General features: G+C 70.8%; 17 protein-coding genes. 11 read left to right on the forward strand and 6 right to left on the reverse strand.

All coding sequences use genetic code 11. The annotated features are described in order from the left end of the window. Positions 1-17 precede the first annotated feature (17 nt). Complete coding sequence (locus VIL67_RS16865) at positions 18-1,040, reverse strand: S66 peptidase family protein (protein ID WP_332050067.1); 1,023 nt, start codon at positions 1,038-1,040, stop codon at positions 18-20. A gap of 94 nt (positions 1,041-1,134) precedes the next feature. Between VIL67_RS16865 and VIL67_RS16870 the strand changes: the two genes are divergently transcribed. Genes VIL67_RS16870 through VIL67_RS16885 form a run of 4 tightly spaced genes read left to right on the forward strand, consistent with a single transcriptional unit; the run spans position 1,135 to position 5,716 of the window. After that, positions 1,135-1,425: an FAD assembly factor SdhE gene (locus VIL67_RS16870; protein ID WP_332050068.1), complete on the forward strand. Its 291-nt coding sequence runs from the start codon at positions 1,135-1,137 to the stop codon at positions 1,423-1,425. Next, on the forward strand, positions 1,415-4,909 hold the full coding sequence (gene mfd / locus VIL67_RS16875) for a transcription-repair coupling factor (RefSeq protein ID WP_332050069.1): 3,495 nt from the start codon (positions 1,415-1,417) through the stop codon (positions 4,907-4,909). Before VIL67_RS16870 ends, mfd begins: the two co-directional genes overlap by 11 nt. Positions 4,910-4,944: 35 nt before the next feature. Next, positions 4,945-5,307 (forward strand): hypothetical protein, encoded by a 363-nt coding sequence (locus VIL67_RS16880; RefSeq protein ID WP_332050070.1) that lies wholly within the window; start codon positions 4,945-4,947, stop codon positions 5,305-5,307. Between the two features lie 58 nt (positions 5,308-5,365). After that, complete coding sequence (locus tag VIL67_RS16885) at positions 5,366-5,716, forward strand: hypothetical protein (protein WP_332050071.1); 351 nt, start codon at positions 5,366-5,368, stop codon at positions 5,714-5,716. A 4-nt stretch (positions 5,717-5,720) separates the two neighbouring features. On the opposite strand, the gene VIL67_RS16890 is transcribed toward VIL67_RS16885, so the two are convergent. Further along, complete coding sequence (locus tag VIL67_RS16890; RefSeq protein ID WP_332050072.1) at positions 5,721-7,046, reverse strand: diguanylate cyclase domain-containing protein; 1,326 nt, start codon at positions 7,044-7,046, stop codon at positions 5,721-5,723. Positions 7,047-7,169: 123 nt separating this feature from the next. On the opposite strand from VIL67_RS16890, the gene VIL67_RS16895 reads away from it, so the two are divergent. The 3 genes from VIL67_RS16895 (at position 7,170) to VIL67_RS16905 (ending at position 10,265) form a co-directional block, all read left to right on the forward strand. Further along, the gene (locus VIL67_RS16895) at positions 7,170-7,946 is read left to right on the forward strand and encodes an SDR family NAD(P)-dependent oxidoreductase (protein WP_332050073.1); all 777 of its coding nucleotides are present in this window, start codon (positions 7,170-7,172) and stop codon (positions 7,944-7,946) included. Positions 7,947-8,002: 56 nt separating this feature from the next. Further along, positions 8,003-9,151, forward strand: coding sequence for a CaiB/BaiF CoA transferase family protein (locus VIL67_RS16900; RefSeq protein ID WP_332050074.1), 1,149 nt, complete (start codon positions 8,003-8,005; stop codon positions 9,149-9,151). A gap of 208 nt (positions 9,152-9,359) precedes the next feature. Then, the gene (locus VIL67_RS16905) at positions 9,360-10,265 is read left to right on the forward strand and encodes a YihY/virulence factor BrkB family protein (RefSeq protein WP_332050075.1); all 906 of its coding nucleotides are present in this window, start codon (positions 9,360-9,362) and stop codon (positions 10,263-10,265) included. Here the strand turns inward: VIL67_RS16905 and VIL67_RS16910 are convergent. After that, a complete protein-coding gene (locus tag VIL67_RS16910; RefSeq protein ID WP_332050076.1) occupies positions 10,262-10,492 on the reverse strand; it encodes a sulfurtransferase TusA family protein in 231 nt (76 codons plus the stop codon). The genes VIL67_RS16905 and VIL67_RS16910 overlap by 4 nt on opposite strands. 88 nt (positions 10,493-10,580) lie before the next feature. Between VIL67_RS16910 and VIL67_RS16915 the strand changes: the two genes are divergently transcribed. Beyond that, positions 10,581-12,032 (forward strand): MFS transporter, encoded by a 1,452-nt coding sequence (locus VIL67_RS16915; RefSeq protein ID WP_332050077.1) that lies wholly within the window; start codon positions 10,581-10,583, stop codon positions 12,030-12,032. Between the two features lie 65 nt (positions 12,033-12,097). On the opposite strand, the gene VIL67_RS16920 is transcribed toward VIL67_RS16915, so the two are convergent. Continuing rightward, positions 12,098-12,484: a hypothetical protein gene (locus VIL67_RS16920; protein ID WP_332050078.1), complete on the reverse strand. Its 387-nt coding sequence runs from the start codon at positions 12,482-12,484 to the stop codon at positions 12,098-12,100. Positions 12,485-12,598: 114 nt separating this feature from the next. Continuing rightward, the gene (locus tag VIL67_RS16925; RefSeq protein ID WP_332050079.1) at positions 12,599-12,856 is read right to left on the reverse strand and encodes a hypothetical protein; all 258 of its coding nucleotides are present in this window, start codon (positions 12,854-12,856) and stop codon (positions 12,599-12,601) included. A 144-nt stretch (positions 12,857-13,000) separates the two neighbouring features. Between VIL67_RS16925 and VIL67_RS16930 the strand changes: the two genes are divergently transcribed. From VIL67_RS16930 to VIL67_RS16940, 3 genes are read left to right on the forward strand one after another with little or no spacing between them, the layout of a single operon-like run. Then, positions 13,001-14,110: an S-(hydroxymethyl)glutathione dehydrogenase/class III alcohol dehydrogenase gene (locus VIL67_RS16930; RefSeq protein WP_332050080.1), complete on the forward strand. Its 1,110-nt coding sequence runs from the start codon at positions 13,001-13,003 to the stop codon at positions 14,108-14,110. Beyond that, positions 14,107-14,943 carry an S-formylglutathione hydrolase gene (fghA, locus tag VIL67_RS16935; protein WP_332050081.1) on the forward strand — a complete coding sequence of 279 codons (837 nt, stop codon included), beginning with the start codon at positions 14,107-14,109 and terminating at the stop codon, positions 14,941-14,943. The genes VIL67_RS16930 and fghA overlap by 4 nt, the downstream gene beginning before the upstream one ends. Continuing rightward, positions 14,940-15,479, forward strand: coding sequence for an MOSC domain-containing protein (locus VIL67_RS16940; RefSeq protein WP_332050082.1), 540 nt, complete (start codon positions 14,940-14,942; stop codon positions 15,477-15,479). The genes fghA and VIL67_RS16940 overlap by 4 nt, the downstream gene beginning before the upstream one ends. Positions 15,480-15,508: 29 nt before the next feature. Here VIL67_RS16940 and VIL67_RS16945 read toward each other — a convergent pair whose 3' ends face one another. Then, on the reverse strand, positions 15,509-17,482 hold the full coding sequence (locus VIL67_RS16945) for a TonB-dependent receptor plug domain-containing protein (protein ID WP_332050083.1): 1,974 nt from the start codon (positions 17,480-17,482) through the stop codon (positions 15,509-15,511). Between the last annotated feature and the right edge of the window lie 21 nt (positions 17,483-17,503).

Below are 17,503 nucleotides of genomic sequence, written 5' to 3' on the forward strand. Positions count from 1 at the left end.
CGCCCGCCGCGTCGCGGCTAGGCGACGACGCCGGCTTCCAGCACGCTCAGCGTCCGTGCCGTCGCGTCCAGCCGAGCCCTGGCGCCGATCGGCAAGGTGAGCTGGTCGGCTGTGTGGCCAATGGGCAGGCCGCTGAACACCGGGATCTTCAGGTCGCCGAGCGTGAGGTCGAACACCTCGTTCAGGGTGTAGGGCGAGACCTCCAGCGGACCGTCGCAGTTGTTGCAGGCGCCCACCAGGATCCCGGCCGCCTGCTGAAGCTTGCCGGCCTGCTTCAGGGTCCACAGCATCCGGGCCATGGAGTAGGGCGGCTCGTCCACGTCCTCGAAGAAGAAGATCGCGCCGCGGGTGTCGATCTCCCAAGGCGTCCCCATGGCCGCCATGATCATGGACAGGTTGCCGCCCACCAGGGGTCCCTCCGCCGCGCCAGGCGCAATGGTCCTGAGCGGGTAGGGTGGCCGAAGGGCGTCGCCCGGCGGGTTCGGCAGCAGCCCCAGCGGCTCCGGCCGCATCACCGCCCGGGTCAGGGCCTGCAGCGAATAGTCCGGGAAGCGGCCCAGCGACGGCATGCGGCCGTGGAAGGTGACAAGGCCCGCGCGATTGCGGACCGCCAGCTGCAGCAGGGTGATGTCGCTGAAGCCCAGCAGCACCTTGGGGTGTCGGCGGATCAGGGCGTAGTCGACCTGGTCGACGATCTCGCTCACCCCATAGCCGCCGCGTCCGCAGAACACGCCGCTGATCGTGCGGTCGGCGAAGGCCCCGTGCAGCTCGTCCAGTCGGTGGCGCACCGAGCCTCGGAAGTCGCGCGGCCGCTCCAGGAAGCTCTTTGAGAACACGGGGACGAGGCCCATGACCTCGATCAGCGCCTGCGCCCGATCACGGGCGGCGGGGTCGTAGGCCGCCGTGCTGGGGTTCACCACCGCCACCCGGTCGCCCGGCCGCAGCATCGGCGGGCGGAGCAGCGCGCCCTTCGTCTGGCCTAGCGCCGGTCCAGCCAGCGCCGTCGCGCCCGCAGCGCCTAGGAATGCGCGTCTGTGCATGGTCCGAGTCCCTCCCGCGCCCCATGGATAGCGGCTCGGAGGCCGCCGTGCATCTGGCGCGGCGGGCCTGCGCCCTCTATATGGCCACCTCCTCATGACGAGCGACAATTCACGGCTGAAGAAGCTGAAGTTCCGCGCCTGGCGGCGGGGCTTCCGGGAGGCGGACCTGATCCTCGGGCCGTTCGCGGACACCCACGTCGAAAGCTTCTCCGAAGCCCAGCTCGACGGGTTCGAACGGCTGCTCGACCAGCCCGACCAGGACCTCTACGCCTGGATCATCGGCACCCTGCCGATACCGCCTGAATTCGACACCGAGATCATGAACCGGATCAAGGCCTTCCGGTTCGAAGTTCATGCGAACAGGGGCGACGATCTTGGCGGCTGACGGCGGCTCCCGCGGCGCGACCGCCGCCCAGCTCCGCCGGGTGGCGGACGACCCCGGCCGGCTCGACCTCGTCGGCGCCCCCGAGGGCTTCGACGCCATGGTCATGGCCGACATCGTCAAGGCCCGGAAGGGACTTGCCGTCTTCGTCGCTCGCGACGCCGGCCGCATCTCCGCCTTCGTGGACGCCTTCCGCTTCTTCGCCGAGAGCGTCGAGGTCCTGACCTTCCCGGCCTGGGACTGCCTGCCCTACGACCGCATCGGCCCTTCCGCGGCCGTCTCCGCCCAGCGGATGACCACCCTGTCGCGCCTCTCCGAAGGGTTGGACCCGAAGAAGCCGGCGCTGCTGGTGACCTCCGTGCCCGCGCTTATCCAGCGCGTGCCGCCGCAGAGCATTGTCAGGCGGGCCGGCTATTCCGCCCGGGTCGGCAACGTGGTGCAGATCGAGGACCTGGAGCGCTACTTCGCCATCAACGGCTACCAGCGGGCCTCCACCGTCTCCGAGCGGGGCGAGTTCGCCATCCGCGGCGGCGTCATCGACGTCTTCCCGCCGTCGGCCGACGAGCCGGTCCGCCTGGACCTGTTCGGCGACACGCTCGAGAGCATCCGCGCCTTCGATCCCGAGACCCAGCGCTCCACCAAGCAGCTGAAGGACGTCAGCCTGCTGCCCGTCAGCGAGGCCCTGCTCGACAAGGACGCCATCAGCCGCTTCCGCACCGGCTACCTGGAGAGCTTCGGGGCCCCTGGCGACGATCCGCTCTACGCCGCTATCTCCGAAGGCGGCCGCCGGGCGGGCATGGAGCACTACCTGCCGCTCTTCTATCCGGAGATGGCCAGCCTCTTCGACTACCTTCCGCCCGACGCCCTGGTGGCGCTCGACCACCTGGCCCGCGAGGCGCGCGAGGAGCGGATGGCGCTCATCGAGGACGCCTTCGACGCCCGCAGCCAGACCGAGCGGCGGATGCACTACCACCCGCTGGAGCCCACGCGCCTCTACCTGGACGCCCAGGAATGGGAGGAGCGTCTGGCGCGCCGGCCCACCCGCCGGTTCTCCGCCTTCAACGAGGCCGAGGGCGAGGTGGTGGTCGACATGGGCGCTCGCGCGGGCCGCAGCTTCGCCGCCGAGCGCAAGATGGACTCGGTGAACCTGTTCGAAGCCACCGCCGACCACGCCAAGGCCCTGGCGGCTGCTGGCAAGCGGGTGTTGTTCGCCTCCTGGTCGGAGGGCTCGTCCGACCGCCTGGGCTCCATGCTGGCCGACCACGGCCTGAAGGATGTGCCCTTCGCCGCCTACTGGGATGCGGCCAAGGCCGCCGATCCGAAGAAGCCGCAACGCGTGGTCCTCCCCCTCGAGGCGGGTTTCGAGACGGACGCGCTGGCGGTCATCTCCGAGACGGACATCCTCGGCGACCGGCTCGCGCGGCCGAAGCGCCGTCGCCGCGCGTCCAACTTCCTGGCCGAGGCCTCCTCGCTGACGCCCGGCGACCTCGTCGTCCACATCGACCACGGCATCGGCCGCTACGCGGGCCTGAAGACCCTCGACGTCCAGGGCGCCCCGCACGACACGCTCGAACTGCAGTACGGCGGCGAGGCCAAGCTCTACCTCCCTGTCGAGAACATCGACCTGCTCACCCGCTACGGCGCCGACTCGGAGGGCGTGCAGCTGGACAGGCTGGGCGGCGCCGCCTGGCAGGCCCGCCGCGCCCGGGCCAAGGAGCGCCTGCGGGAGATGGCCGAGGGCCTCATCCGCATCGCGGCTGAACGGGCGACCAAGCAGACAGACAGCGTGGAGCCGCCGCACGGGGTGTTCGACGAGTTCTGCGCCCGCTTCCCCTACGAGGAGACGGACGACCAGCTGCTGGCTATCGGCGACGTGCTGGAGGACCTCTCCGCCGGCAAGCCCATGGACCGGCTGATCTGCGGCGACGTGGGCTTCGGCAAAACGGAAGTCGCTCTGCGGGCCGCTTTCGTGGTCGCCATGAGCGGCCAGCAGGTGGCGGTCGTGGCCCCGACGACTTTGCTCGCGCGCCAGCACTTCAAGACCTTCTCCGAGCGCTTCGAGGGCTGGCCCGTGAAGGTGCGTCGCCTGTCGCGGCTGGTGCCGGCCAAGGAGGCCGCCGAGACCCGCGAGGGCCTGCGGAAGGGCGAGGTGGAGATCATCGTCGGCACCCACGCGGTGCTGTCGAAACAGGTCGAGTTCAAGAACCTTGGCCTGGTGATCGTCGACGAGGAGCAGCACTTCGGGGTGAAGCACAAGGAGAAGCTCAAGGAGCTTCGCGCCGACGTGCACATGCTGACGCTCACGGCCACGCCTATCCCGCGCACCCTGCAGATGTCGCTGTCGGGCATCCGCGAGATGTCGATCATCGCCACCCCGCCCGTGGATCGCCTGGCGGTGCGCACCTACATCACGCCCTGGGATCCGGTGGTCGTCCGCGAGGCCCTGCTGCGCGAAAAGTACCGTGGCGGCCAGGCCTACTACGTGGCGCCTCGTGTCGCCGACCTGCCGGACCTGCAGCGCTTCCTGCGCGAACAGGTCCCGGAGGTGAAGTTCGTGGTCGGGCACGGCCAGATGTCGCCGACCCAGCTCGAAGAGGTGATGACCGCCTTCTACGACGGCCAGTACGACGTGCTGCTGTCGACCACCATCGTGGAGAGCGGCCTCGACATCCCCACCGCCAACACCCTGATCATCCACCGGGCGGACATGTTCGGCCTAGCCCAGCTCTACCAGCTGCGCGGCCGGGTGGGCCGCTCCAAGAGTCGCGCCTATGCCTACATGACCACGCCGGCTGAGAAGCAGATCACGCTCTCGGCCGAGAAGCGGCTGAAGGTGCTGCAGTCGCTGGACAGCCTGGGCGCCGGCTTCCAGCTGGCCAGCCACGACCTGGATATCCGCGGCGGCGGCAATCTGCTGGGCGAGGAGCAGTCGGGCCACATCAAGGAGATCGGCGTCGAGCTCTACCAGCAAATGCTGGAGGATGCGGTCAACGAGCTGAAGACCCGAGCGGGCGCGGAGGGTCTCGACCATGATCGAGGCTGGTCGCCGCAGATTAACACCGGCGCCGCCGTCCTGATTCCCGAGGAATACGTCCCGGACCTCAACGTCCGCCTGGCGCTCTATCGCCGGCTCTCCGAGGCCGAGAAGGCGGCGGATCGCGAGGCTCTGGCCGCGGAGCTCATCGACCGGTTCGGACCACTGCCCCCGGAAGCCGGTCAGCTGCTCAAGGTCGTGGCCATCAAGGGCCTCTGCCGGCAGGCCAACGTGTCGAAGATCGACGTCGGCCCGAAGGGGGCGGTGGTCACCTTCCGCAACGACGAGTTCAAGAACCCCGGTGCGCTCATCGGCTTCGTGGCGAAGAACCAGATGGCGTGGAAACTGCGGCCGGACCACAAGATCGTCGTGAAGGGCGAGTGGGAGACGCCGGAGCAGCGGCTCAATGCCGCGGAGAAGGTTCTCGCGGAATTGGCGAAGCTCGCCGCCTGATGACCTCGCCCCCGGCGGGGCCCCGAGGGACGATCATGAAGACGATGACGCTGGGCCTGATGGCCTTGGGGCTTTCCGCGGCCGCGGCGCCGGCGGGGGCGCAGGCCGTGGACGCCGACGGCGACCTGCGCTGCGCGGCGGTGGCCTATTACATGTACGCTACGGACGAGAAGCCGAGCGACGAGGGCTTCAACGCCGTGATGTACTTCCTGGGTCGGGCCCAGGCCCACGCCGGCGGCGAGTTCCGCGCGAGGCTGGTGAAGGAGATCGCCGGCCTCGAACCCGCCAAGGCGGTCCCCGAGATCAACCGCTGCGCCGAACTCTATGTGAAGGGCGCCACCGATCTTGAGGCGGCCCTGCCGGACATCCTCAAGGCGATGAAGCGGTCCGGCGACTGAGCGTAGCCAGCTCCCCCGCCAGGTGCGAGACTCGCGGCCTCATCGGAGGAGGTTCTGCATGTCCCGGCTCGCCATCATGGTCGCGCTCGCCCTGGGGGCGGCAGGCGCGGCTTCAGCCAACGAGGCCGACACGACAGCGGACGTGCGGTGCCTGGTGGTCGTCAGCGCAATGGCGAGCGCGAGCCCGGAGCAGCAAAGCTCGGCTATGATGGCGGCCCTCTACTACCTGGGCCGGATCGACGGCCGCACGCCCGCCCTCGACCTCGAAGCGCGCCTGATCCAGGAGACAGGACGTTTCGCGCCGAAGGACATGGCGGCGGAGGGTAAGCGTTGCGGCGCGCACCTGATGTCCCGGGGAACCAGGCTTCAGGAGATCGGCGCCCGGCTCAGCGCCGCCGCCAAGAAGTAGCCCTTCAGCTCGCCCTCCGGCCGTGCGCCTGCAAGGCGGCCTCTTCCAGGGCGCGCCCGACGCCCTCGGGCGAGGCCACCTCGGCGACGCCGATATCGAAGTCGACGACGAACGGCGACTTGCCTTCGCCGGCTTCGAAGGCGGTGCAGCCGATCACGGCGCTGATCCGCTCGCCGGCCGCGCGGGCGGCCGCATGCGGGGTGGCGGGCAGGGCGAGCGCGAAGACCTCCGGCGCCAGGCGCGCGGCCGTGTCCTCCACGCGCACCAGGCGGCCGATCATCGAGCCGATCTGCGGGACCGCGCGGTCCAGCCATCCGCCGGCGCGGGCGGCGGTGACTTCCGCCTTATCCGCCACTTTGAGGACGCAGACGCTGAGCGGGCGGTTGCGGACTCGGGCCGCCTGCGCCAGGCGCGCCAGGTGGGCGGCGAACAGGTCGCGGGTGAAAAGGCCGGTCGCGGCGTCCATCAGCCCGGAGCTGCGCGCCTGCTCCAGCGACTGGCGGACCGTCACGCCTCTCCGGAAGCTTCGGGCCAGTTCGGCGACGCGCCGCGCCGTCTCGCTCTCCGGCGTTTCGGGCGAGGCCACGTCGGAGATGCCGCGGTGGTAGGCCTCCGCGATGGTCACGGGCGCCTCCCGCTGCATGTAGAGCAGGGCAGGCGTATGGTAGAGGCGGGTGTTCCGGCGCAGGCCGGCGGCGATCGACATCGCCTCCTGCGGGTTCTCCCCGGCCCACAGCACGACGGCGTCGAAAGTGCGCTCGTGCAGGTAGTCGAACGCCGTGTAGGCGGTGAACGCGCCCACCACGTCCGCACCGTTTTGCTTCAGGGCGTTGGACAGCGCCAAGAACTGCGGCGCCGGCTCACCGATCGCCAGCACCCTGAACGGGCTGGTGTCGGCCTCCGGCAGGTCGAGCGGACGGCCGCGGTCGGCGAAGGTCTCCTGCCGAAGCTCGAACTCCTCCTCGGACACGGCCACCCGCACCAGGGTTTCCAGCCGCATGGCGGCCTGAGCGGGGTGCAGGGGCGCCGCCAGGGTCAGGTCGAAGCCCTGGGCGGCGAGCGAGGGATCCGGCTCGCCCATCGCCACCACGGGCAGCCTGCGCGGCGCGCAGGCGAGCTGCAGGCGCCGCGCGAGCGTCACGAACTCGTCGCCGCCGCGCAGGTCGACGATGGCGGCTTCGATCTGAAGGTCGTTCAGGCTGGCGATGGCCGAATAGGGTCCGCGCGCCGTCACGGTGCGCCAGCCGAGCCGGTCCAGCCCGTCGGCCAGCGGGCCGGCCAGCACGTCGTCGCGCGCAACGATCAGGACCCGCGCCTGGACGCCTGCCATATCCCCCATTCCCTGACGTGACCCGGCGACGTGCTAAGCACGGAATCGGCGCGGCGCGAATAGGCACCATAGCCTGCGCGCCTCGGTTGCGGCAGCGGCCCTCGGTCGCGGGGAGGAAATGGGATGACCGGAATCCTGGCGGGACAGGTGGCGATTGTGACCGGCGCGTCCGGCGGGCTGGGCGAGCATTTCGCGCGGCTGCTGGCCCGAGAAGGGGCCGCGGTGGCGGTCACCGCAAGGCGGCTGGAGAAGGTCCAGGCGCTGGCGGAGGCGCTGAACGCGGCCGGCGGCCGGGCGCTCGCCCTGCGGCTCGACGTGGCGGATGCGGCGTCCATCGCCCCCGCTTTCGAGGAGGTGGAGGCGCGACTTGGGCCCGTCGGCGTGCTGGTGAACAACGCAGGTGTGGGCGGGGAGGGGCTGGCTCTGGACCTCACGGTGGAGGAGTTCGACAACACCTTCGCGGTGAACGTTCGCGGGACCTTCTTCGCCGCCCAGGCCGCAGCGAAGCGGATGATCGCCTCCGGCGTGGCGGAGCGCGGCGAGGCGCGGATCCTCAACATCGCCTCCATCGCCAGCCACACGGTGTTGCCGGGGCTCTCGGCCTACTGCAGCTCGAAGGCGGCCGCCGCCATGCTCACCAAGAGCCTGGCCCGCGAATGGGCAAGGCGCGGCATCGCGGTCAACGCCCTGTGCCCGGGCTACATCGAGACCGACATCAACGCCGACTGGTGGCCCACGGAAGGCGGTCAGAAACAGCTCAAGGGCTTCCCCCGCCGCCGCCTGATGGATGCGTCGGACCTGGACGCCGCCTTCCTGATGCTGGTGGGCCCGGCCGCCCGCGCCATCACCGGCAGCGTGGTCACCGTGGATGACGGCCAGTCGCTGCCTGGGGGCGGCTGAGGGTTGGCTGACCGAGGGTCATCGCGCTTAGATCGGCGGCAAAGGGAGCAAGACACATGGGCCAGGGACCGCTTTCGGGTCTGAAGATCGTCGAGTTCGCGGGCATCGGCCCCGGGCCCTTCTGCGGCATGCTGCTGAGCGACCTCGGCGCTGACGTGGTGCGGATAGACCGGAAGGGCGGCGGCCGGGGCGGCGCCCCGTCCGACGTCACGTCGCGCGGGCGCCGGTCGGTGGCCCTGGACCTGAAGAGCCCGGCCGCCGTGGAGACCTGCCTGAAGCTGATGGAAAAGGCCGATGGCGTCATCGAGGGCTTCCGGCCCGGCGTGATGGAGCGTCTCGGCCTCGGGCCGGACGTGGCGCTCGCTCGCAACCCGAAGCTGGTCTACGGCCGGATGACCGGCTGGGGGCAGACGGGGCCCTACGCCCACGCCGCTGGCCACGACATGAACTACATCGCCATCACCGGCGCCCTGCACGCCATCGGGACCACCGACAAGCCGATCCCGCCGCTCAATCTGGTGGGCGACTTCGGCGGCGGGGCCCTCTACCTCGCATTCGGGCTGCTGGCCGGCGTCATCCACGCCCGCGAGACGGGCAAGGGCCAGGTGGTGGACTGCGCCATGAGCGACGGCGCCGCCTCGCTGATGGCCATGTTCTACGGCTTCAAGGCCGCGGGCATGTGGAAGGACGAGCGCCGGGCCAACATGCTCGATGGCGGCGCCCACTTCTACGACACCTACCAGTGCGCCGACGGCAAGTGGGTCTCCATTGGCTCCATCGAGCCGCAGTTCTACGCCCTGCTGCTGGAGAAGACCGGCATTCAGGATCAAGCCTTCCAGGCGCAGATGGACCGCAACGCCTGGCCGGACCTCCACGACCGGCTCGCTGAAGTGATCGCGACCAAGACCCGGGCCGAGTGGACCGAGATCATGGGCGGGACGGATGTCTGCTTCGCCCCGGTGCTCGACCTCGACGAGGCCCCCAGGCACCCGCACAACGTCGCCCGCCAGACCTTCGTGGAGGTCGCCGGCGTCACCCAGCCCGCGCCTGCGCCGCGCTTCTCGGCCACGCCGGGCCAGATCCAGGGCCCGCCGCCCAAGATCGGCGGCCACGACCGGGAGGCCCTGCTGGACTGGGGCTTCACCGGCCCCGAGATCGACCAACTCGCCGACGCCGGGGCGATCGCCGACACCCGCGTTTCCTGACCGATCCATTCAGGTTGGGTTCAGCCGCCGAGCCTTAAACCCAATCGCAGGTTGGCCGTCGCGCTCTCCCGTCCCTCGAAGCGGCGGTCCACCTGATGGAACGACACGCCCATCGGCGGCGCGCCACCCAACCGGTGGCGCGCCGTTTCCATTTGGAGGCGGGGCGGGCGCTTGCCAGACTCTCCGGCTTTCGCCAGCCTCCGCCCCGATGCCGCTCCGCCGCGCCTTCGACCGTCTCCGCGCCGCGGAATGGGATCCGCTGCACTGGCTGCGGTTGGGGGTGATCGTGCTCGGGCGTGCGCTCGCCCGCCTCTGGGGCCGTGACGTGATGCTCTACACGGGCGGCGTCTCGTTCTTCGTCATGCTGGCGATCTTCCCGGCGCTGGCGATCGGCATGGGTCTCTACAGCCTGCTTTCCGATCCCAGCCAGGTGGCCCAGCAGGGCGAGGCGCTGGCGCGCCTGATGCCGTCCGCGGCGCGGCTGATCTTCCAGAACGAGCTGATGCGGCTCTCGCACGCGCCGCTGGACGCCGTCTCCTTCCAGAGCGGCGTCGCCCTGGTGGTCGGCGGCTATGCCGCCCACCGCGGCTTCAAGGCGCTGCTGGCGGGACTGTCCTTCATCCACGACGAGGACGATCCGCGCGGCTTCGTGGGCTTCAACCTGCTGGCCCTCGCCGTGCTGGTGGCCACCTTCGTCGCCCTGGGCGTGCTCTCGGCGGTGTTCTTCGGCTTCCGCATCGTCGGCGAGACGTTCGAGCTTCGCCCCTTGCGGGGGGCGCCCTGGCTCTACAGCGAGTGGACCTGGGCCAGCGTCGGCATGACACTGGGCATGATGCTGATCTATCGCTGGGCCATGTCGCGGCGGCCGGTGGACTGGCGCGCTTCGCTGCTGGGCGGGGCGGCGGCGGCGGCGCTGTGCATCTTCGCCTCCTGGGCGCTCGGCTTCTACGTCGAGCAGATCGCCCACCTGGGCGCCACCTACGGCTCCGTCGCCACGGTGGTCATTTTCCTGATCTGGCTGTCGTGGAACGTGAACGCCGTCTTCTTCGGCGGCGCCTTGGCGACCGAGGTTGAGGTGGCGCTGGACGCCCACCAGCCGTTCCTGCGGCGCTAGGCCTTCACCACCAGGAAGCTCAGTGCGCCGGCCTCCTCGCGGCATTCGGCGAGCGTGTGGCCGGTCTCACCCAAAAAATGCGGCACGTCGATCCGGGCCAGCGGGTCGTCGGCCAGCAGCCGCACCCGCGCGCCGGCGGGCGCCGCCTCCAGGGCGCGGCGCAGGCGCAGCGTCGGCACCGGGCAGCGGTGCCCGCGCGCGTCCACCAGGATCTCCTCGTCGGCCATGGCCGCGCCATACAACGGGCCGACGCGGGACCCAAGCTTCGCATTCGCGCGTTGAGGCCGCACGCCACGGTAGATGGACGGGGAGGGGATGGACGCCGAACGCCCGGGAACAGCGCCGCACGTCTTCGTCACGGACGTGCCGGCCAGGCTGGACCGCCTGCCGTGGAGCCGCTTCCACTGGCTCGTGGTCGCGGCGCTGGGGATCACCTGGATCCTAGACGGGCTGGAAGTCACCCTGGTGGGCTCGCTGTCGCCCGCCATCGCGGCCGGCCTGAAGCTCAACGCCGAGCAGATCGGCCTGGCCGGCAGCGCCTACATCCTGGGCGCGGTGGTCGGCGCGCTGCTGTTCGGGCGCCTGACGGACACCTTCGGCCGCCGTCGGCTCTTCACCGTCACCGTCCTGGTCTACCTGCTCGCCACCGTGGCCACCGGCTTCTCGTGGGACTTCGGCTCCTTCCTGGTCTTCCGGTTCCTGACCGGGGCCGGCATCGGCGGCGAGTACGGGGCCGTGAACTCCGCCATCCAGGAGCTGATCCCCGCCAGGCGCCGCGGCTACACCGACCTGGCGATCAACGGCAGCTTCTGGGTGGGCGCGGCGCTCGGCGCGGTCGGCTCGCTGGTGGTCCTCGATCCGGCCGTGATCGATCCGGAGATCGGCTGGCGCCTGGCCTTCGTGGTGGGCGGCCTGCTCGCCCTGATCGTGATCTGGATCCGCCGCTACATCCCGGAGAGCCCGCGCTGGCTGATGACCCACGGTCGGCCCGAGGAGGCCGAGGCGGTGGTCCGGGAAATCGAGCGGCGGGTCGAGCGCCACACGGCGATGCCGCCGATCTTCGCCCCGCCGCCGACCATCCGCCTCGTCCACCGGACGCGGACAAGCTGGGGGGAGCTGGGCGTCGCCCTGTTCCGCACCTATCCGCGCCGCACAATCCTGGGCCTCGTCCTGATGGCCACCCAGGCCTTCTGCTACAACGCGATCTTCTTCACCTACGCCCTGATCCTCACGCGGTTCTATGACATCCCGGCGCGCAATATCGGCTGGTTCATGCTGCCGTTCGCGCTCGGCAACTTCACCGGGCCCCTGCTGCTCGGCCGCCTGTTCGACAGCGTCGGGCGCAAGCCGATGATCGCCGGCACCTATGCCTTGGCCGGCGCGCTTCTCTGCCTCACGGGGGCGCTCTTCGCGCAAGGGGCGCTCACCGCCGAGACCCAGACGCTGGCCTGGACGGTGATCTTCTTCTTCGCCTCTGCGGGCGCCAGCGCGGCCTATCTCACAGTCGGCGAGCTCTTCCCGCTGGAGCTGCGGGCGCTCACCATCTCGCTGTTCTACGCCATCGGCACCCTGCTGGGCGGCGTCGCCGGGCCGTGGCTATTCGGGGCGCTGATCGACACCGGCGAGCGGGGTCAGATCCTGCTGGGCTATCTGCTCGGCGGCGGCCTGATGCTGCTCGCGGCGGGCGTCACCCTTGTGCTGGGCGTCAAGGCCGAGAAGAAGCCCCTGGAAGCGCTCGCGCCCCCGCTGTCGCTCGCCCGCGACTGACGGGCACGAAAAACGCGGGCCCGGCTTTCGCCGGACCCGCGTCCATTTCGCATTCCGTGGAGAGCTTACGGGTTCGTCGTGCCGCCGCCCGTGGTCCCGCCGGTCGTGCCGGTGGTGCCCGTCGTGCCAGCCGCGCCGCCGGTGGTCCCGCCGGTCGTGCCGGTGCCGCCCATGGCGCCGCCCGACGTGGCGCCGGCCGAGCCGGAGTTCATCCCAGCGCCCGCCGCGCCCGAGCTGGTGGTGGCGTTCGGATCCGTGGTCATGGCGCCGGTGGCGGCCGGATCGGTCGCCGTGCCGGAGGCGGCCATGCCGGCGTCGCCGGCGGCCGGAGCCGTCGCGGTCGCCGCGGCGTCCGTGGTTTCCGTGCCGGCCTTGTCGCCGCCGCCGCAGGCGGCGAGCGCGAGCGCAGCGCTGGTCATGAGCGCAGCGGCGCCCAGTGTGCGGAAGTTCATGTGGTGGGTCTCCCTCAAGTCGGCGGCCGCGACGGCCAGCCCGCCTCAGCAACTGGCCGGGAGAGCCTCGGTTCCGAAAATGTGATCGGCTGAAATATTCGTATTCACAATCGCCTAGCCGGCCCGGCGCAGAGGCCCGTAGCGGCGCTGCGCCTTCACGACGCCCCAGCCCTCCCGGGTCAGGACGAAGGCGTGCGGCGAGCCGCGCCAGCCGTTCATCACCGCCGTGGTGCCTGCCCGCTGCAGCAGCCGCCGGCCGCACAGCCTGAGGCAGATCCCCAGCACGACAGGGTCCTTGTCGATGAGCGGCGCCTCGAGCGCCTGCATCAGGACGTGGCGTTCTTCGGCGGTGAGTTCGAGGCCCGGTTGCATGAAGGCCCTAACGCCGTCCCGCGCCGGGCGTTGCGAGCCAGGACCCCTGCGGCGCAAATCACGTTGCCGCGAGCCCCCGGGGCTTCACATCGGCCGCGGCATCTGGGATTGCTCCGACCGTTCCGAAGTAAGCAGGGGCCGCCCATGAAGACCCGCGCCGCCGTGGCGTTCGAAGCCAAGAAGCCGCTGGAGATCGTGGAGCTGGACCTGGAAGGCCCCCGCCCCGGCGAGGTGCTGGTGGAGATCAAGGCCACGGGCGTCTGCCACACCGACGCCTACACCCTGGACGGCCTGGACTCCGAGGGCCTGTTCCCCTCGATCCTCGGGCACGAGGGCGCAGGCGTGGTGGTCGAGGTCGGCGCGGGCGTCACCTCGGTCCAGCCGGGCGACCACGTGATCCCGCTCTACACGCCCGAATGCCGGCAGTGCAAAAGCTGCCTGTCGCGCAAGACCAACCTCTGCACGGCGATCCGCGCCACCCAGGGCAAGGGCCTGATGCCCGATGGCACCAGCCGCTTCTCCTACAAGGGGCAGACCATCTACCACTACATGGGCTGCTCCACGTTCTCGAACTACACGGTCCTGCCCGAGATCGCGGTGGCCAAGATCCGCAAGGACGCCCCCTTCGAGACCGCCTGCTACGTGGGCTGCGGCGTCACCACCGGCGTCGGGGCCGTGGTCAACACCGCCCATGTGGAGGCTGGAAGCCGCTGCATCGTGTTCGGCCTCGGCGGCATCGGCCTCAACGTCATCCAGGGCCTGAAGATGGTGGGCGCCGCCCAGATCGTCGGCGTCGACATCAACCCCGCCCGGGAGGAATGGGGCCGCCGCTTCGGCATGACGGACTTCGTGAACCCGAAGCAGGTGGACGGCGACCTCGTCCAGCACCTGGTGGCGCTCACCGACGGCGGGGCCGACTACACCTTCGACGCCACCGGAAACACCGAGGTCATGCGTCAGGCGCTCGAGGCCTGCCATCGCGGCTGGGGCGAGAGCATCATCATCGGCGTGGCCGAGGCCGGCAAGGAGATCGCCACCCGGCCGTTCCAGCTGGTCACCGGTCGCGTGTGGAAGGGCACCGCCTTCGGCGGGGCGCGCGGCCGCACCGACACGCCGAAGATCGTCGACTGGTACATGGACGGGAAGATCGAGATCGACCCGATGATCACCCATCGCCTCAGCCTGGAGGAGATCAACAAGGCCTTCGACCTGATGCACGCCGGCGAAAGCATCCGCAGCGTGGTGGTCTATTGAGCCTCGAGACCCTCTCCACCACCCGGGCGTTCGGCGGCGTCCAGGGCGTCTACCGGCATCAGAGCCGGGAGACCGGCACGCCGATGGTGTTCAGCGTCTTCACGCCGCCCCAGGCGCAGGACCGGCCCTGTCCCGTGGTCTGGTACCTCTCGGGCCTGACCTGCACCCACGCCAACGTCACCGAGAAGGGCGAGTACCGCCGCGCCTGCGCCGAGCTCGGCCTGGTCTTCGTGGCCCCGGACACCAGCCCTCGGGGAGAGGGCGTCCCCGACGACCCGGCCTACGACTTCGGACAGGGCGCCGGCTTCTATGTGGACGCCACCGAGGCGCCGTGGGCGCAGCACTTCCGCATGGAGAGCTACGTCGCCTCCGAGCTGGCGGAGATCCTCGCCGCCAACTTCCCGGCCGACATGGCCCGCCAGGGTCTCACCGGCCACTCGATGGGCGGCCACGGGGCGCTGACGCTCGCGTTGAAGAACCCCGGCCGCTGGAAAAGCGTCTCGGCCTTCGCCCCAATCGCCTCGCCGATGCGCTGCCCGTGGGGCGAGAAGGCGCTGGCCGGCTACCTTGGCGAAGACCGCGCCGCCTGGCGGCGCTACGACGCCACCACTCTGATCGAAGACGGCGCCCGGCTGCCGGAACTTCTGGTCGACCAAGGCGAGGCCGACAACTTCCTCGCAGACCAGCTGAAGCCCGAGCTCCTCGAGGCCGCCTGCCGCGAGGCGGGAATCCCGCTCACCCTGCGCCGCCAGCCCGGCTACGACCACAGCTACTACTTCATCTCCAGCTTCATGGCCGACCACCTGGCCTGGCACGCCGAGCGCCTGGGTTGAGCGGCGAGGTCGTGGCGGTCAGCGCCAAGCGCCGCCACGGCCCCGACAAGACGCCCCAGCTGTTCATCCGCCTGCTGGAGGGACAAGGGGTGGAGGGCGACGCCCACTGCGGCCCCCGCGTGAAGCACCGCAGCCGGGCCCGCTTCAACCCGGGCCTGCCGAACCTGCGCCAGGTCCACCTGATCCATCACGAACTTCTCGACGAGCTGGCGGCGAAAGGCTTCGCCGTCGCGCCCGGCTATCTCGGCGAGAACGTCACCACCCGCCATCTGGACCTGCTCGCCTTGCCCCGCGGCGCCCGCCTACGTCTGGGCCGCGACGCCGTGGTCGAGGTCACGGGGCTGCGCAACCCCTGCATCCAGCTGGAGCGCCTGCAGGCGGGCCTCATGCAGGCCTGCCTGGAGGACCGTGGCGGCCTCCTTATTCGCAAGGCTGGCGTCATGTCGGTCGTCCTGGCCGGCGGCGAGGTGAGGGCGGGGGACGCCGTAACCGTCGAGCTTCCCGCCAGCCCCCACCAGGCGCTGAAACCGGTCTAGCGCGAGTCCGGCCGTGGCCGCAGCGCCGCTCAGTCGCCGCCGAAGCGGATCCGCACCCCGCCGTTGGCGGTGAAGCCTTCGGTGGGCGCCCAGGCGTCGACGGTCCAGCGCCCGTCCGGCGCCCGCTGAGGCCGCACGAGGCGGTCGTACTTCGTCTGCCGCACGTTCAGGAGGTTCTCGAGGTTCAGGAAGACGCTGACGGGCCCTAGGCGACGCTCTGCCATGAAGCCCAGCTCGAAGTAGGGCTTCGATGTCCTTCGATAGGGGTTGTCCTCCAGCGGCTGGCGGCCTGTGTAGTAGGCCTCGAAGCCGACGCGGCCCACGTCGTGCTCCTCCCACATGGCCACCAGGCCGGCGGTATGTCGCGGCGTCAGCGGAACGGCGCGCCGGCCGACGCCGGACGGATCCGGTTCGGTGGCGTCCACGTGGACATAGCTGCCGGTCACGGTGAAGGCGTCCCAGCGGTAGCGCAGCAGGACCTCCGCCCCCCGCGTGCGGCTCCGGCCCTCCGCGTTGATCAGCCGGACGCGACCCGGCGTGGTCGAGGGGACCAGCTGCACCGCGTCGTGGATCTGCGAGGCGAAGACGGTGAGGGTCGCCTCCAGAGGGCCGGCCGCATAGCCGCCCTCCAGCGACGCGTTCTCCGCCACCTCCGCCCTCAGGCCGCTGACGGGTTCGAGCCGGGAGAGGCCGGTCGCCTCGATCTCCTCCACGAACGGGGTCGGCGCGTAGAAGCCGCGTCCTGCGGAGGCCCGCAGCGTCCAGGGTCCCGGGCGGTAGAGCGCCGACAGGCGTGGGCTGAAACGCGTCCCGTAGACGTTGTGGAAGTCCACGCGTCCGCTCGCCGCCACCGTCAAATCCTCGCCCAGGTCGTGCTCGAGCTGGCCGAACACGGCTGGGACCGTGTGGGTGTAGTCGAAAGCCGGGAAGGTCTCCGACCGATAGGCGTCGCGCTGGACGGCCATGCCGCCGAGCCAGGAGGTCCCGCCGCCGCCGGCCGACAGCGCCGCCTCGGCGAACACGGTGTCGTGGCGATCCTCCTCGATCACCTCGCCGAAGCGGTGGTCGTGGTCCTGGCGCATGGCCGAGGCGCGGAGATGGAGCTTGCCGAAGCCCTCCAGCGGACGCTCCACCACCAGGCCGGCGTCGAAGCGCCGGCTGTCCTGCGTCTCGCGGAAGGCCGTGCCGTCGGGCACAGTGTGGCCCCGCAGCGTGCCCCCGGCGCGCTCTTCGCGCATCGCGCCCAGGGTGAACAGAGCCGTGCCGCCGCCTTCGCCGGCCCAGAACAGCCGCGGGCGGAGGGTCCAGCGCGCGTAGCCCGGCATGTCGGCCCACCCATCGCTGTCCAGGTCCTGCCGGGACTGGTGGTGCAGGCCGCCGGTCAGCGAGGCGCTCCAGGCGGCCGCCAGCGGCGAGGCGGCGTAGGCGGTGAGGTCCAGTCCCTCCCGGCTGGTGGCGTTCAGCAGGAGTTCGCCCAGCGCCGCAGCGCCCGGCCGGCGCGAGACCAGGTTGATCACCCCGCCCAGGGCGGAGGGGCCGTAGAGCGCCGAGGCCGCTCCCTTGATGACCTCCACCTGGCCGAGGTCCGTCGGCGGGATCTGCAGCAGGCCGATGGAGGAGGCCTGTCCGCCGTGCAGGGGCAGGCCGTCGCTCAGCAGCTGTGTATAGCGGCCGCGCATCCCCTGGACACGGATGTTCGAGGCGCCCAGCGCCGGGGAGGTGACCTGCACCCGCAGCCCGCCGGTCTCGCTCAGCAGCATGGCGATGTTGCCGGGCCGCATGGCGATCTTCTCCTCGATCTCCTCGCGCCCGATCACCTCCACCCGGATCGGCTCGTCCTGCACCCGACGGCCGGAGCGGGTCGCCTGGACGATCACTTCCTCGACCTCCTCGCCCTCGTCGGGCGTCGCCGGTGCGGCCTGGGCGGGCAGGGCGCCGCCGCAGGCCAAGGCGAGCGCAAGGAGGGGGAGCGCTGCGCCGCGGCGTAGCTCATCACTGGACATGCGGCGTTCTATGCATCGGGT

It is taken from the genome of Phenylobacterium sp. (genome assembly GCF_036563385.1).
GTDB lineage: Bacteria > Pseudomonadota > Alphaproteobacteria > Caulobacterales > Caulobacteraceae > Phenylobacterium.